Annotated in this window: 14 protein-coding genes and 2 pseudogenes; 8 read left to right on the top strand and 8 right to left on the bottom strand. The window is 72.3% G+C overall.

Going from position 1 to position 14,755, the window contains the following annotated elements; translation table 11 throughout:
• Positions 1–101 precede the first annotated feature (101 nt).
• Positions 102–515 carry a VOC family protein gene (locus tag KR546_RS06670; RefSeq protein ID WP_238443927.1) on the bottom strand — a complete coding sequence of 138 codons (414 nt, stop codon included), beginning with the start codon at positions 513–515 and terminating at the stop codon, positions 102–104.
• A 148-nt stretch (positions 516–663) separates the two neighbouring features.
• Here KR546_RS06670 and mmuM point away from each other — a divergent pair.
• Positions 664–1,604, top strand: a pseudogene (gene mmuM, locus KR546_RS19910) (homocysteine S-methyltransferase).
• Positions 1,605–1,757: 153 nt separating this feature from the next.
• Here mmuM and KR546_RS06660 read toward each other — a convergent pair.
• Together KR546_RS06660 and KR546_RS06655 are read right to left on the bottom strand one after the other, a co-directional pair.
• Positions 1,758–2,315 (bottom strand): YceI family protein, encoded by a 558-nt coding sequence (locus KR546_RS06660; RefSeq protein ID WP_238443926.1) that lies wholly within the window; start codon positions 2,313–2,315, stop codon positions 1,758–1,760.
• 218 nt (positions 2,316–2,533) lie between these two features.
• Positions 2,534–3,265, bottom strand: a complete 732-nt coding sequence (locus tag KR546_RS06655) for a hypothetical protein (protein WP_238443925.1) — start codon at positions 3,263–3,265, stop codon at positions 2,534–2,536.
• 564 nt (positions 3,266–3,829) lie between these two features.
• On the opposite strand from KR546_RS06655, the gene KR546_RS06650 reads away from it, so the two are divergent.
• Genes KR546_RS06650 through sigJ form a run of 3 tightly spaced genes read left to right on the top strand, consistent with a single transcriptional unit; the run spans position 3,830 to position 6,287 of the window.
• Complete coding sequence (locus tag KR546_RS06650; protein WP_238443924.1) at positions 3,830–4,876, top strand: NAD-dependent epimerase/dehydratase family protein; 1,047 nt, start codon at positions 3,830–3,832, stop codon at positions 4,874–4,876.
• Complete coding sequence (locus KR546_RS06645) at positions 4,873–5,376, top strand: hypothetical protein (protein ID WP_238443923.1); 504 nt, start codon at positions 4,873–4,875, stop codon at positions 5,374–5,376. The genes KR546_RS06650 and KR546_RS06645 overlap by 4 nt, the downstream gene beginning before the upstream one ends.
• Entirely contained in the window at positions 5,373–6,287 is a 915-nt protein-coding gene (gene sigJ / locus KR546_RS06640) for an RNA polymerase sigma factor SigJ (RefSeq protein WP_238443922.1), read from the top strand. The genes KR546_RS06645 and sigJ overlap by 4 nt, the downstream gene beginning before the upstream one ends.
• 162 nt (positions 6,288–6,449) lie before the next feature.
• Here sigJ and KR546_RS06635 read toward each other — a convergent pair whose 3' ends face one another.
• The 3 genes from KR546_RS06635 to KR546_RS06625 form a co-directional block, all read right to left on the bottom strand.
• Positions 6,450–6,872: a DUF488 domain-containing protein gene (locus KR546_RS06635; RefSeq protein ID WP_338019114.1), complete on the bottom strand. Its 423-nt coding sequence runs from the start codon at positions 6,870–6,872 to the stop codon at positions 6,450–6,452.
• 162 nt (positions 6,873–7,034) lie between these two features.
• A complete protein-coding gene (locus KR546_RS06630) occupies positions 7,035–7,646 on the bottom strand; it encodes a hypothetical protein (protein WP_238443920.1) in 612 nt (203 codons plus the stop codon).
• Positions 7,647–8,016: 370 nt separating this feature from the next.
• The gene (locus KR546_RS06625) at positions 8,017–8,505 is read right to left on the bottom strand and encodes a hypothetical protein (RefSeq protein ID WP_238443919.1); all 489 of its coding nucleotides are present in this window, start codon (positions 8,503–8,505) and stop codon (positions 8,017–8,019) included.
• 188 nt (positions 8,506–8,693) lie between these two features.
• Here KR546_RS06625 and KR546_RS06620 point away from each other — a divergent pair, with 188 nt between their 5' ends.
• Positions 8,694–9,182: a cupin domain-containing protein gene (locus KR546_RS06620; RefSeq protein WP_238443918.1), complete on the top strand. Its 489-nt coding sequence runs from the start codon at positions 8,694–8,696 to the stop codon at positions 9,180–9,182.
• 47 nt (positions 9,183–9,229) lie between these two features.
• On the opposite strand, the gene KR546_RS06615 is transcribed toward KR546_RS06620, so the two are convergent.
• On the bottom strand, positions 9,230–9,955 hold the full coding sequence (locus tag KR546_RS06615; RefSeq protein ID WP_238443917.1) for a GntR family transcriptional regulator: 726 nt from the start codon (positions 9,953–9,955) through the stop codon (positions 9,230–9,232).
• A gap of 226 nt (positions 9,956–10,181) precedes the next feature.
• Between KR546_RS06615 and KR546_RS06610 the strand changes: the two genes are divergently transcribed.
• From KR546_RS06610 to KR546_RS06595, 3 genes are all read left to right on the top strand, one after another.
• Positions 10,182–11,228, top strand: a complete 1,047-nt coding sequence (locus KR546_RS06610; protein WP_238443916.1) for a 1-aminocyclopropane-1-carboxylate deaminase — start codon at positions 10,182–10,184, stop codon at positions 11,226–11,228.
• 103 nt (positions 11,229–11,331) lie between these two features.
• On the top strand, positions 11,332–12,948 hold the full coding sequence (locus KR546_RS19075) for an HD domain-containing phosphohydrolase (RefSeq protein ID WP_274387713.1): 1,617 nt from the start codon (positions 11,332–11,334) through the stop codon (positions 12,946–12,948).
• Between the two features lie 153 nt (positions 12,949–13,101).
• Positions 13,102–14,097 carry a DMT family transporter gene (locus KR546_RS06595; protein ID WP_238443915.1) on the top strand — a complete coding sequence of 332 codons (996 nt, stop codon included), beginning with the start codon at positions 13,102–13,104 and terminating at the stop codon, positions 14,095–14,097.
• Positions 14,098–14,102: 5 nt separating this feature from the next.
• Here the strand turns inward: KR546_RS06595 and KR546_RS06590 are convergent.
• A pseudogene (locus KR546_RS06590) lies at positions 14,103–14,755 on the bottom strand (hypothetical protein); the annotation flags it as partial.

Here is a 14,755-nt window from a genome sequence, read left to right as displayed (position 1 = left end):
TCGCCTCCCACACCCCTGATACGCCCGATCCTGCCCCACCGTCCATGGCCGTTGCGTTCGGCCGGCGCGACGTCGGCGTGGAGGGCCGACGTCGTGGCCGGTCAGTCGCCGGCGGAGGCGTTGACCATCCAGTCGATCCCGAACCGGTCCGTGCAGCTGCCGAACCAGTCGCCCCAGAACTGCGGCTCGAAGGCCAAGGTGACGGTGCCGCCCTCGGCCAGGGCGTCGAAGATCCGGCGGGCCTCGTCGACGTCCTCGGGATCGACGCTCAGGCTGACGTCGTGTCCGGACGGCACCGGGTCCATGTCGCTGGTCGTGTCGGAGGCCATCAGGGCGCTGTCGCCGACCGGCAGGGACATGTGCATCATCCGGTCGGCGTCGGCGGGGTCGACGTCGTTCCCGAGAGCCTCGGAGAAGCGCTGCTGGGCGGTGAACTCCCCGCCGAACACCGACTGGTAGAAGGTCATCGCCTCCTCGCAGTTGCCGTTGAAGGTGAGGTAGGGGTGGATGATCATCGGTTCGTCCTCGCTCGACGTGATGTGGCGGTCCGCCGCACGCGACCTCGTCGACGGGGCGACCCTGCACGCATTCTGCCCCACCGGTGCGGCGCGGACCCCGGCCAACCGGTTCGCCCTTCCCCGCCAGCCGGGGCATGCTGACGACATGACCACCTTCGCCGCTGCCGTCGCCGCCAGCCCCGTCGTGCTCGACGGCGGCCTGGCGACCCACCTGGAGGCGCGGGGCAACGAACTGTCGGACCATCTGTGGTCCGCTCGCCTCGTGCTCGACGAGCCGGACGAGGTGGTCGCGGCGCATCGCGACTTCTACGCCGCGGGCGCCCGGGTGGCGACCACCGCCTCCTACCAGGCGTCGTTCGACGGACTGGCCCGCATCGGCCTCGGTCGGGTCCCGGCGACGACCATGCTGCGTGACACCGTGCGTCTGGCCGACGTGGCCCGGCGGCGGTTCGCCGAGGACTCCGGTGACGACCGACCCCGCTGGATCGCCGCCTCCATCGGGCCCTACGGGGCCTACCTCGCCGACGGGTCCGAGTACCGCGGTGGCTACGGCCGGTCGGTCCGCAAGCTGGAGCGGTGGCACCGTCCACGGCTGGAGGTGCTGGCGGAGGCCGGGGCGGACGTGCTGGCGCTCGAGACCATCCCGAACCTGGCCGAGGTCGAGGCGCTGCTGTCCCTGGTGCGCGGCAGCGGGGTGCCGTGCTGGCTGTCGCTGACCCGCGAGGGGACCAGGACCCGGCGGGCGAACCGCTCGAGGAGGCCTTCGCGATGGCCGCGGACGTCGACGAGGTGGTCGCGGTCGGCGTCAACTGCTGCACGCCCGCCGACGTCGCTCCGGCCGTGGAGCTGGCCGCGACCCATGCCGGCAAGCCGACCCTCGCGGAGCCGAACAGCGGGGAGTCCTGGGACGCCGTCGGACGGGGCTGGTTGGAGGACCCGGACGGCATCGGGACCCGGGACGGCCACCGGCTCGACCACCTCGTCGACACGGGTGCCGACCTGGTCGGTGGCTGCTGTCGAACGACCCCGGCCGACGTCGCCGCGCTGTCCGCCCTCCTCGCCGAGGCTCCCGGGACGGCGGCCTGACCCGTCCGCGCCCGACGTGCCGGGTGGCGGATCGCGCTTGCGTACAGGCCGGACTCCGTCGGCGGCTGCGGGTGGACATGCAACGACGCCGGCCGCGAGAAGCGACCGGCGCCGGTGCACGGACCCTGCACGTCCGTGGGGGAGATCAGGGTGTCAGCTGTCCTGCTTGATGGCCGACAGGTCGAGCTCGAGGGTGACCTTGTCGCTGACGAGCACGCCGCCGGCGTTGAGCGGGGCGTTCCAGTTCAGGTCCCAGTCCTTGCGGTTGACCTGGACGCTGCCCTCGAAGCCGACACGCTCGTTGCCGAACGGGTCGGTGGCGGCGCCGGTGAACTCGAACGGGATCGTGACGGACTTGGTGGTGCCCTTGATGGTCAGGTCACCGGTGACGTTGAACACGTCGCCGTCCTTGGTCACGTCGGTCGAGGTGAACCGGATCTCCGGGTGGTTCTCCATGTCGAAGAAGTCGTTGGAGCGAAGGTGGGTGTCCCGGTCCTCGTTGCCCGTGTCGATGCTGGCAGCCTGGATGGTGACCGCCGCGTTCGACTCGCCGGGGTTCTCGGGGTCGAAGTGGCCGCTGGCCGAGAACTCGCTGAACGAGCCGCGGACCTTGGTGACCATCGCGTGCCGCGCGACGAAGCCGAGGCGCGAGTGGCTGTCGTCCAGCACGTACTCGCCGGTGAGGGTGGGGGTGGCAGTGGTGGTGCTCATGAGAAGTCTCCTTGAGTTCAGTTGACGGTTCAACTGACGTCCACCCAAAAAAACACGCTTGAGGCTTCAAGTATTCCAGCGCCACGGACGAATCTCGGGACAACGGTGCGAACCGGGCGGCTCGACCTGCTGGACCGACCCGGTGGGTCGATCGGCCACGGCTCTTGCGGGAACGAGGCGTGCGGTGCCCGGTTCGGCATGTCCGCCGGCGCCACGACTCAGTCTGGCGCGTCCGCCGGCGTCACGACCTCGACGGTCGCGCGCCCGGTCGACTCCGTGGTCCCGGCGATCGCCGTGTCGTGCTGCTCCCGGGTGATCGAACCCTCGGCGAGCAGGTCGCCGAGCATCGCCCGGCGCGCCTCGGCAGTGGACCCGTGGGCCAGCCAGGCACGATCGGGTCCGGCGACGATCGCCACCGTGTCGCGCCGCCGGGCGACCTCCTCGTCGCCCCGGAGCAGGTGCAGTGTCACGTCGATGCTGCTCTCGCTCGGCTCGTCGACCGTGCCGGCCGGGACGTCGACCACCAGGTCGCCCGTCGCGGTCCCACCGGGCGCCAGGTCGTCCACGTCGACGCTGAGCTCCGCCGAGGCGTGGCCCTCCACCTCCGTCGACAGCCGCGCGGCGTCCCAGGTCGGCTCGGACGTGCCGACCGTCACGACCACCGGCACCCGGACGGCGGATCCCACCTCGACCGGCCCCGCCAACTCCACCGTGATCGCGGTGCCAGTAGCCGGTTCGCTTCCGGGCTCCCCGGTCCCGGGCTCGACCGGCATGTCGGACGGCGACGCGGAGGGATCCGCCGGCTCGACGCCGGGTGCCGGCGGACTGGTCGCGTCCTGCTCGACGGGCGATGGGGCAGTCCCGCACCCCACCAGGGCCGCCACCACCACGATCAGCAGGACGCGGCGCCCCGCGCTGTCGATTCCCGTCCTGAGCCCGGTGCTGGTCATGGTTCCTCGTCGTCGGCTCGGGCAGGGGACCGCGAGACGCCCGGCGGCTCCCCCGTTACCGCGCCTGGACGTCGGCAGCAGTGGGGACTGTGGGAGGGCGCTCGCACGTGGTCGCCGGACGGTCGGCTTGCCCCGTGAACCGTTCGACGCCGTCCGTGCCCCCGATGGTTGCACGCCGTGTCCATCCCCACGTCCCGCCCATGGCGGCGTGCGCGTCGGTGACCTTCGAGGGCGCAGTGACCGGTCGCGAACGGCGTTGGGAGATGGAGCTCGCGGGCGGTTGGCGTTCAGAGCCGGGTTGATCGGTCGGGAACGGCTTGGGCGGGGTGCGATCGCCGACTGCTGGCCTCGGGAGCCGCGTCGATCGGTCGCGAACGGCGTGGTGGACGGTGTCCGGACTGCCGCACGATCTTGGTTGTCGTGGCGTTCGTGGCCGAGTCGATCGGCCGCGGACATCGAAGTTCGAGGATTGGGCCCTGCTCTGCGCGCAGGGTGCACGCCGTGGTCACATCCCGTCGAGGCGCGTCGTCAGTGATGGTGACTCGCACACGACAGGAGTTCGTCATGGAGATCTTCGTCACCGGCGCCACGGGTGTCCTCGGTCGGCGGGTGCTGCCCGACCTCGTTGCCGCGGGCCACGCGGTCACGGCGGTGGCCCGCAGCCATCCTGAGGCCGTGCTCGCCGCGGGTGCGACGCCCGTGCAGGTGGACCTGTTCGATCCTGCCACCGTCCGGGACGTCGTGGACGGCCACGAGGCGGTGGTCGACCTCGCCACGAGCATCCCGCCGACCAACAGGATGATCCAGCGCTCGGCGTGGCGGATGAACGACCGCCTGCGAACCGAGGCCAGTGCGAACCTGGCCGACGCCGTGCTGGCCGTCGGCACCGACCGCTACGTCCGCGAGTCCTACTTCGGCGTCTTCGCCGACGGCGGCGACGGCTGGGTCGACGACACCTCGGCGGTCGACCCGGTGTGGCCGGCGCTGACCGCGCTGGACGGCGAGGCATCCGCACGACGGGTGACCGCGGCCGGCCACGTCGGCGTGGCGCTCCGCTTCGCCCAGTTCGTCGGTCCCGACGCCGGCCACACGCGCGACCAGGTCACCACGGCCCGTCGGTGGGGGATCGCGCCGTTCTTCGGGGATCCCGACGGATACCTGCCGACCATCCACCTCGACGATGCTGCTGCCGCCGTCGTGGCCGCCCTGGACGCACCCGCCGGGACCTGGATCGTGGCCGACGACCGTCCCCTGCGTCGTCGGGAGCACGCCGAGGCCCTGTCCGCGGCGGTCGGCCGGCGACTGCGGCTCCCCCCACGCTGGATCAGCCGAGTCGGTCCGCTCCGGATGCTGGACCGCTCGGTGCGCCTGGACGCAGGCGCCTTCCGCGACGCCACCGGGTGGGCCCCGACGTTCTTGGACGCCGCGTCGGCCTGGCACCAGGTGGTGGCGGCGATCGACTCGGCGCCCGACCTCGACGACGCAACGTCGGTCGATGGCCGGTCATCGGACGAGGACGGCCTCGCGGCACGCAGAGCCGGTCCGGGTGGAGTCGCAAAGACCGCCGACACCGCGGCGCCGCCGACTCCTCGGCGAGGTGGCGTTCGATGACTGGGGTCCGTGCACGCTCCGGCCGGGCGGCCGCCACGCCACCGGACCAGGACGGACGTCGGCGAGAGGCCGAGCGCCGCGTGCTGCTGGGAGTCGTCGCGGCGACGCTCGTCGGCGTCGGTGGGTGGGCGCTGCTGGCCCCGGCGTCCTTCTACGCCGACTTCCCGTTCGGTCGTTCGTGGGTCGCGCTCGACGGCCCCTTCAACGAACACCTCGTGCGAGACGTCGGCGCGCTGCAACTTGCCCTCGGGGTCGTGGCCGGCCTCGCGGTCACCAGGCCGTGGTTGACCGGCGTCGCGGCACTGGCCACGCTCGTCTTCGCCGTGCCCCACCTCGCGTACCACGCCACCCACCTCGCGCCGTTCGGCGTCGGCGACGCGGTCGCGCAGTTGGTCGCGCTGACCGTGCAGGTGCTTGTGCCGCTGCGGCTGCTGCGCATCGAGCCGGGACTGGCGCCGGCTCCGGTCCGGCCAGGCAGACCGCCGGGAGGTGCGTCGTGACGACGGGACGTGTCGACCTGGAGGTGGAGCGGCGTCGGCTGTTCGGGCTGGCCTACCGGATGATCGGCGAGGTCGCCGAGGCCGAGGACGCGGTGCAGGACGCGCTGGCCCGCTGGGCGGCCGCCGACCAGGACTCGATCCGCGAGCCGTCGGCGTGGCTGACGACGGTCACGACGCGGATCTGCATCGACCGGCTGACGTCGGCTCGCCGGCGGCGCGAAACCTACGTCGGACCGTGGCTGCCGGAGCCGGTCCTGACCGGTGACGAGCGTCGCACGGACCCTGCCGACGCGGCAGCGACGGCGGATTCGATGACCCTGGCGTTCCTGGTGGTGCTGGAGTCGCTGTCGCCGGCGGAGCGGGCGGTCTTCCTGCTGCACGACGTGTTCGGGCACCCGCATGCCGAGATCGCGCGGATGCTCGGACGGTCCCACGCCGCGGTCCGCCAGCTGGCGTCGCGAGCCCGCAGTCACCTCGACGACCGACGCCCCCGCTACGAGGTCGATCCGCAGCGTCGGCACGACGTCGCGGCGGCGTTCCTCGCGGCCTGTGAGGGAGGCGAGGTCGAGGACGTGCTGGCGGTGCTGTCGCCCGACGTGACCCTGGTGAGTGACGGCGGGGGCAAGGCGTCGGCCGCTCGCCGTCCCGTCGTGGGCCCAGACCGGGTGGCGCGGTTCCTCCTCGGGGTGTTCCGCCAGGCGGGTGGCGACGCCGTGGCGAGCACCGTGGACGTCAACGGCGAGCCGGGACTGGTCGGCTGGGTCGACGGCGAGGTCGTGGTGCTGTTCGTCCTCCACGTCGAGGACGACCGGATCGCCGGGATCCAGGCGATCCGCAATCCCGACAAGTTGTCCCACCTCGCCGGCCGCGTCGACACGCCAGGGCCCGTCGAGGAGACGTCCGACGACTGACGTCCTGGCCGGCCGACCCGATCGATCCGGCCGTCGACGCTGCCGGCGATGATCCGTCACTCCACGGGACCCGCTCATTGGCCAGGGCTGAGGTGGCGGTCGTGAACGTCGGTCCTTCCCCTGGGCGTGAGCCTCCTCGCACGACGGCACGGCGTCCGGGGGTCAGAGGTGGTGGGCGGCGACGTCGCCCCAGTGGGCGTCGAGGTGTTCGACGAGGAGGCGGCGGTGGCAGTGGTCGGGGTCGCGCTCGCTGCACAGCAGCACGGTCGGTCGGGCGAAGTCGTCCGGCGAGAAGAGGTCGTCGATCCGGTCGGTCGCGATCTGGTCGCGGTACGAGGTGGCGAAGTCCTCCCAGGCCAGGTCGCCGGCGCGCCACGAAGCCAGCAGCTCACTGGTGGGGGCGGCCTCGGGTCGGTGGACGTACTCGGCGCCGAGGATCCGGTCGAGGAACCAGGCGAGGTCGTCGCGCTTGGCGAACCCGGCCAGCTGCGAGGTGTTGTGGCGCCGCACGTCGACGAGCCGCTCGATCCCTGCCTGCTCGAGGGTCGTGAAGAACGACGCCGCCGTCCGCTGGGTGAACCCGATCGTGAAGATCTCGATGCCTGCTCCCTCCCGGGAAGGTGTCAGCTGGTCCTCGTTGCGACCGTCGCGTGTGGACAGGGCTTCGTCGCGGGCCCACTACTTGGCCGCCCGCGCGGGTGCCGTGCAGATCGGCGGAGGGTGGCGGGGCGCGAGTCGTCGACCACCTCAGCCGGTGACGACGGACTGGAGTTCGATGATGTCGACGGTCGCGGTGTCGTCGATGACGATGCCGGTGACCGTGTTCGTGCCGACACCCTCCAGGGTGAGGACGACCGTCCAGGTGTCGGTGGCGGTGATGTCCACGGCACCGTCGTCGATGTAGACGTGGCGGATCAGCCGTTCGTCGTCCAGGTCACCGTCGACCTGCTCGTAGGTCGCACCGGTGCCGGTGACGGTCTCGACGGTGCCGTCTCCCCAGTCGATCGTGGTCGCCGCCTGGAGGTCCGCCGAGAGCGTGTAGTCGGTCCCGAACAGCGTGACCGTGATCGGATCGGCGCTGAAAACCGGTTCCCGCCCGAGCTGGACCAGCACCGGCACGCCGACCACGCCCTCGCCGGTGGGTGGCTCGATGCCCAGGCCCGGTGGAGGCACGAGCGTCTCGACGTACGCCTCGGCCGCCAGCAGCAGTTCGACGTCGGTCGGCCCCGCCGGCACCGGCGGAGGCGCGGGTGCTGCCGGATCGGGTGGCGTCGCCGGTGTGCAGTCCCGTGGCGCCGCCCCGGTCGCCGCGATGTGCGCCCGCACCGCCCGGTCGACCCCACCGGTCCCGGCCGCCATCGGGCTGCTCCCGACCGGCACCCAGACCTCGTCGACACACGCATCATCCGCCCCCGGCACCCCCCGGAACACGTCCACCCGATACCTCGGTGGCGCCTCCTCCGAACCTGTGCTGGCGGGTCTGACATCGACGCCTCCTCCGGCTCCTGTATCGCCGGCGTCGACTTCTGGCGCAGTGTTGGTCACAGACCCCTCCCGGGCGCTTCGCTGACCGCCGATGTTGCTCTCTACAAAGTCCGACGCCGCTTGCGACTCGAAGGAGGGGGTGTCGGCGTGGGCACTTGGTGCAGCCACCAGGCTCATGATCAAGAACAGCGTAATACCCAGAAGGCCAACCGAAGCGATAGGGCGTCGGTCATGGACACCGGCCCTACTCACAGGAGCCCCCTGAGACGTCTTCAGGGACGGCGCGGTTTGTCAGTTGCCAAGGCGTTGGTTGGGTCCCAGAGGCATCGATCTCGGGTTTCGGTTGGAAGAGGGCGATCCGTTCGACGACGGCCTCGGATTGGGGTAGCGAGATGACGTCACGCGAGTCTTGGACATACCTAACGAAGAGGCAGTCCTGTGTGGCGTCGATGAGTTGGATGTTCGAGAGAGTTGTGCTACCCGGCTCTGGTTGAAACGAGCTGTTGCCAGGGTCGACGATGGCGTTCAGGATCGCTTCGCGTTCTGGCTCGAGGGCGTCGCCCGCGTACAGGGATGCAATGGCTGCATGGACGTCCGGCGGTAGCTCGGAGTGGCTTGGCGCCCACGGCGACGACGTCGGCGGGGACGTCGGGTCGGCCGAGCCGCTGCCGGTGCAGGCGGCGACCGCGACAGCGAGGGCCAGGATCGTGACGTGGGGGATGTGGCGTCGCATCCAGCGGAGCCTTGGGACCGGGGGGAGGGGTCGAGCATGAAACTACGTCATGTCCTCCCACGATGCCACCGGTTCCCGATCGCCTGTGGACAACTCGATCCGGACGGGGTTGAGTGTCGATCCGCCGCCGGGAGACGCACTCCCGACGGCTCCGCCGCGCTGGCCGACGCCCCCCGATCGGACGCCACATGACCACGCTGCCCCGCCCGTATCCCCCGGACGTCTACCACGGCGAGGGCGGCGAGGCCTCCACCTGGATCCGCCCGGACGACACGCCACCCGACGTGGCCTACGGCAACGGCGTCACCTGCGAGTACCTCGCCACCGGAGACCAGGCCGAGCAGCGCTTCGGCCTGTACCGCTGGACCTTCGGCGAGGGCGTGAGCGGCCCCGACCCGCACTTCCACCGCTCGATCTCCGAGCAGTTCTACGTCCTCCAGGGCCAGGTCGAGTTCCACGACGGCACGGGCTGGACGACCGGCGAGGCGGGCGACTTCGTCTACGTCCCACCGGGCGGCATCCACGGTTTCCGCGGTCGCGACCACGCCTCCATGCTGCTGTTGTTCGCCCCGGGCGGCCCGCGCGAGGACTACTTCGAGACGCTCGCCCGCACCGAGCCCATGGACGACGCCGAGCGTGCCGCCTTCATGGCACGGCACGACACCTGGTGGGTCTGAACGCGACGCGACCCGGGCCGGGGGTTCGGCGCAGGGGGGGTGGGGGGTCAGTCGCCGTGGTCGCGGCGCAGCCAGTCGACCAGGGCGGTCTCGGCGTGGTCGAGGTGGTCGGCGAGGGTGGCCTGCGCCCGCTCGCGGTCCCGCGCACGACAGGCCGCCAGCAGCTCGACGTGCTCGGCGTGCGAGGTGGCGGCGCCGCCCAGCTTGCGGGTGTAGAGCAGGACGTACGGCGCGACCGCCGCGTGCAGGATCTCGACCATCGCCAGGCCGCGCTGCCACCCCGCCGCCCGGTACAGGGCCCGGTGGAACGCCCAGTTGGCCTCGGTCGGTGACAGGCCGGACACCGGCCCGTCAGCGGCGACGTCGGGGGAACCGCGCACCGGCCCGTCCTCGAGGTCCCCGGAGGAGCGGCCCGCCCCGTCGGGCGGCGACGCGGCCACCTCGTGCGGTTCCAGCGCCAGCTCGGCCTCGGCGAGGTCGACGATGCTCAGCCGGGGGAGGGCCTGGTCGAGCAACCTCGGCTCGATGCCTCGCCGCAGGGCGTAGGTCTCGATCGCGTCGGCGGCGGTCAGCTCCGGGACGACGGCGCCGCGGTTGGGCTCGAACCGCACCAGCCCGAGCCCGGCCAGCCGCTGCAGCCCCTCGCGCACCGGGACCCGGCTGACCCCGATCCGGGTCGCCAACTCGTCCTGGCGCAGCCACGAACCCGGGGCGAACTCCCCGCGAAGGAGGCCCCGCACCACGTGCCGCTGCACCTCGTCAACGGTTGACATGGCTCAAATCGTATGCAATTATTCACTCGATGGCAACGACGCGACGACGCGCCCTTCCGGCACGCCGATCGGCCGGGCCGACGATCCGGACGGGCCACTTCCGCCCGTCGCAGGGTTCGTCGGCCACCGCCGCGCCGGTGACGTCGCGCTGCGGCACAGCCGAGCCCGCCCGCACCTCAATCGACGACCACCGCGACCACCCGCCCAACACCACTTCGAGGTTTCCATGTCCCTGGACGACTTCCGCCGTGAACCGCTCCTGTTCGGACCTTCGCCGGTCCACCCGTTGCCACGCTTCAGCGAGGCGCTCGGGGGACAGGTCGAGGTGTGGGCCAAGCGCGAGGACTGCAATTCCGGGATCGCGTTCGGGGGCAACAAGGTCCGCAAGCTCGAGTATCTCGTCGCCGAGGCGATCGACACCGGCTGCGACACGCTGGTGTCGATCGGGGGGATCCAGTCCAACCACACCCGCCAGGTCACCGGCGTCGCGCGCCACCTCGGCCTGGAGGCGGTCACGGTCCAGGAGGGCTGGGTCGACTACAACGACATGGCCTATGACAAGGTGGGCAACATCCAGCTGACCCGGATCATGGGTGGCGACGTGCGCATCGACCCGGCCGGGTTCGACATCGGCGTCCGCGATTCGTGGCAGCGGGCGCTGGAGTCGGTCGAGGAGGCAGGTGGCACGCCCTACGCGATCCCGGCCGGTGCGTCCGACCACCCGCTGGGCGGCCTGGGATTCGCGAACTGGGCCCGCGAGGTGGCCGCACAGGAGGCCGAGCTCGACACCTTCTTCGACACGATCGTGGTCTGCACGGTCACCGGTTCGAGCCATGCCGGGATGATCGCCGGCTTCGCCCTGGAGGACCGTGACGACCGAACGGTGATCGGCATCGACGCCTCGGGCACGCTCGACCAGACCACCGACCAGGTCGCCCGGATCGCGCGCGACACCGCCGCACGCATCGACCTCGCCCGTGACCTGCGCGACGACGAGATCACCGTGGTCGACGGCTACGCCGGTCCGGCCTACGGGCTGCCGGACGCCGGCACGGTCGAGGCGATCCACCTGGCCGCCCGCACCGAGGGCATGCTGACCGACCCGGTCTACGAGGGCAAGTCGCTGGCGGGGCTGATCGGCATGGTCCGGTCCGGCGAGATCGCGCCGGGATCACGCGTGCTGTACTGCCACCTCGGCGGCCAGCCCGCCCTGCCCGCCTACGCCGGCTATCCCGGCCTGGGATCTCCCGAGCGCGAGCTGTCCACGCACTGACCCGGCGGGTCGGCCCGTCCGGCTCGTGGACGAGGAACCCAGGACCAGGAACGCCGGACGAGGAGGCCAGGACGAGGAAGGCAGGTGGCGGGCGACGACGGGCATGGCGGGCCGCCGTCCGGAGCCGGGCATCGGCGTAGGGTGGTGCCGACCGGCGATCGGGGGAGCGTTGTCCCTGCGACTGGTGGACCTGCTGGCGGGGCTGTCGCGCGTGGCGGACCTGGGGTTCGGGCTGCCGGCGGGGGAGTCGTTGCGCTCGGCCGCGCTCGCGGTGCTGCTGGCCGACGAGCTCGACCTGGACGACGAGCACGCCCGGGCCGGGCTGTACACGGCACTGCTGCAGCACCTCGGCTGCATCGGGTTCGCCCACGAGGCTGCGGCCCGGGTCGGTGACGAGTTCGCGATCAACCGGGCGGCCCTGCAGTCCGACGACGCCGACCCGCTCGACGTCGTGCGCACCTTCCTGCCGGCACTGGTGGCGGGGCGGTCACCACGCCGGGGTGCCGTCCTGGCCTGGCGGATGCTGCGCGCCGGGCCCGACTTCGAGCGCGACTACGTCACCACGGCGTGCGAGGTCGGCCGCCACGTTGCCGTCGACCTCGGGCTGCCCGGCGACGTCCGGGACGGGCTGTCCCACGTCTACGAGTTGTGGCAGGGAGGTGGACACCCCGACGGGCTGGCGGGCGACGACCTGCCCATGGGCTCGCGGCTCGCCCGGTTGTCCGGCATCGCCGTCGCGCACGCCCGGACCGGCGGGACCGACGCGGCCGTCGCCGCGGTGACACGACGGGCCGGCGGGATGCTCGACCCGACCCTGGCCGCCGCCTTCGTCGCCGACGCCCCACTGCTGCTCGACCTGCTCGACACCGGCGACCCGCTGGCGGTCGTCCGCGACCACGAGCCCGACCCGCACCAGCGCGTGCTCGAACCGGACCTGGTTGCCGTGGCGACCGTGTTCGGCGACGTCGCCGACCTCAAGTCGCCGCACACCGTGGGCCACTCGCGCGGGGTCGCACGGCTCGCGAGCGGGGCGGCCGACGTGCTCGGACTGCCCGACGTCGAGGTCGAACGGCTCCGGCTGGCCGGACACCTCCACGACCTCGGCCGGGTCGCCGTGTCCAGCCGGACCTGGGACCGGCCCGGTCCCCTGGACGCGACCGCGTGGGAGCAGGTCCGGCTGCACCCCTACCACTCGGAACGGATCCTGGCCGGGTCCGGGCGGCTGGGGGACCTCGCCTCCCTGGTCGGCGCGCACCACGAGCGACTGGACGGCTCGGGCTACCACCGGGGCTGCGACGCCACGCAGTTGTCCGTGCCCGCCCGGGTGCTGGCCGCCGCCGACCGCTACCGGACCGCGGTGGAGCCACGACCGCACCGCCGTGCCGCGACCCCGGACGCCGCCCGGGACGGCCTGCAGGTCATGGCCGACGACGGACGGCTGGACCCGGAGGCGACCGCCGCGGTCCTGGTCGCCGCCGGCCACGCGGTCGACCCGGTCACCCCGGAGCCGCCGGCGGGGCTGACCCCGCGCGAGGTCGAGGTGCTGCGGCTGGTGGCCACCGGGTGCAGCAACCGCGAGATCGGCGACCGGCTGGTGATCTCGCGGCGCACGGCCGAGCACCACGTGCAGCACGTCTACCGCAAGCTCGGCGTGTCCAGCCGGGCCGCCGCGACCCTCTTCGCGGTCGACCACGACCTGCTGGAACGCCCCGGTCGGTGATGCCGCCGCGGGGTCGGTTCGTGTGGACGGCCGATGCGAGGGTGGACGTGCAAGGATGGGTAGGTCTACCGATGCGGGCGCGGGGGCGTGGCGCGACGGTGGGTGCGAGGTCGGACGCCCGGGGCCCGACCCGCGTCGGGAAGGGAGCACGTCATGGACACGACCACATCGGTGACGGCCAGGTGGTCGTCGGTGCCCGACGCGACGACGGCGGTCATGTACGGGCTCGCGGTCACGCTGGGTGCCGGCAACTTCGTGGCCGTGCGGGTCAGCAACCGTGAGCTCGCGCCGTTCTGGGGTGCCGGGCTGCGGTTCGGGCTCGCCGCGCTGCTGTTCGTCGCGATCGTGGTGGTCCGGCGCCTGGACTGGCCCCGCGGACGCGACCTGTGGCTGACGGCGTGGTTCGGCGTGTTCGGGTTCGCGGCGTTCTACGCCCTGATGTACTGGGCGCTGACCCAGGTCGAGGCGGGCCTGGCCAGCGTCGTGCTCGCGATCGTCCCGCTGGCGACCGTGCTGATGGCAGCGGCGCAGGGACTGGAGCGCCTGCGCCCGCGGGTCGTCCTCGGCGCGGTCGTGGCGGGCGTCGGCATCGTGTGGATCGTGGTCGGTGACGGGGGCTTCGCCGTGCCCGTCGGCGCCCTGCTGGCGATGCTGGCGGCGGCGGTGGTTACGTCCGAGTCGGTGATCCTCGGCAAGCAGGTGTCGGGCAACCACCCCGCGGTGACCAACGCCGTGGGCATGCTGGTCGGCTCGGTCCTGCTGCTGGCGATCTCGCGAGTGGCCGGCGAGACCTGGGCGTTGCCGACCCGGACGGACGTCGTCGTCGCCGTCACCTACCTGGTCGTGCTCGGGTCGGTCGGCCTGTTCGCCCTCGTGCTGCTGGTCGTCCGGCGCTGGACCGCCTCGGCCACCTCCTACCTGTTCGTCCTGTTCCCGGTCGTGACGATGCTGCTGGACGCGTGGGTGTCGGACGTGCCGTTGACCGTTCGCGGCCTCGTCGGTGCGATCGTGGTGATGGCCGGCGTATGGGTCGGGGCGCTGTCACGTCAGGCGCGCGCACCCGACCTCGGCCCGGGACGGCCGGATCGCCGCGCGGCGCCCGTCGTCCCGACCCGGACCGCCGAGGCGCACGACCCGACGTCGACCTGAGGCATTCAGTCCCGGGTCCAGGTGCCGCAGTGCTGGGTCTCGAAGCCGGCGTCGTCGGGGCTGATCTCGACAGTGACCGGGTCGTTGCCCGCGTCGATGCTCTCGGACAGCCGGCCGCTGAACCCGGCGAGCCGACTCCAGTAGCAGAACCCCTCGCCCTGGCCGTCGGCCGTGTAGCTGCCGGGCTGGACGTGGACGCCGACCTGGAAGGTGCCGTCGCCGAACCGGGTGGTGGGCTCGTCGGGAGCGGTCGCCTCGACGGGATACCAGGTGCCACAGCCCTGGGTCTCGAACCGGACGTCGTCGTCGGCGAGCGTCAGGATCGTCGGGAAGCTGCCGTCGGCGATGATCTCCTCGACCTCCCCGCGGAAGCCGCCCAACCGCGACCACGAGCAGATGTCGGTGCCCTCGCTGCGGTACGTGCCCGGCTCGAGGTCCTCGCCGAGGATGTACGTGCCGTCGCCGAACCCCTCGGCGGCCGGTGTCGGTGCGACCGCCGGGCCCGGCTCGGGCGTCCGAGTGGGCGTCGGCGTCGGGGACGGCGTCGGAGTAGGACTGGGCGTCGGTGACGGGGTCGGGGACGGCGTCGGGGAAGGCGTGGGTGACGGCGTGGGCGTCGGTGGCGGGGTCGGGCTGGGCATCGGTGACGTCACGGGGG

It is taken from the genome of Salsipaludibacter albus, assembly GCF_019798055.1.
Classification (GTDB): Bacteria; Actinomycetota; Nitriliruptoria; order Nitriliruptorales; family Nitriliruptoraceae; genus Salsipaludibacter; species Salsipaludibacter albus.
The sequence above is the reverse complement of the archived record's forward strand: the minus strand, read 5'-3'. Positions and strand labels throughout refer to the sequence as shown.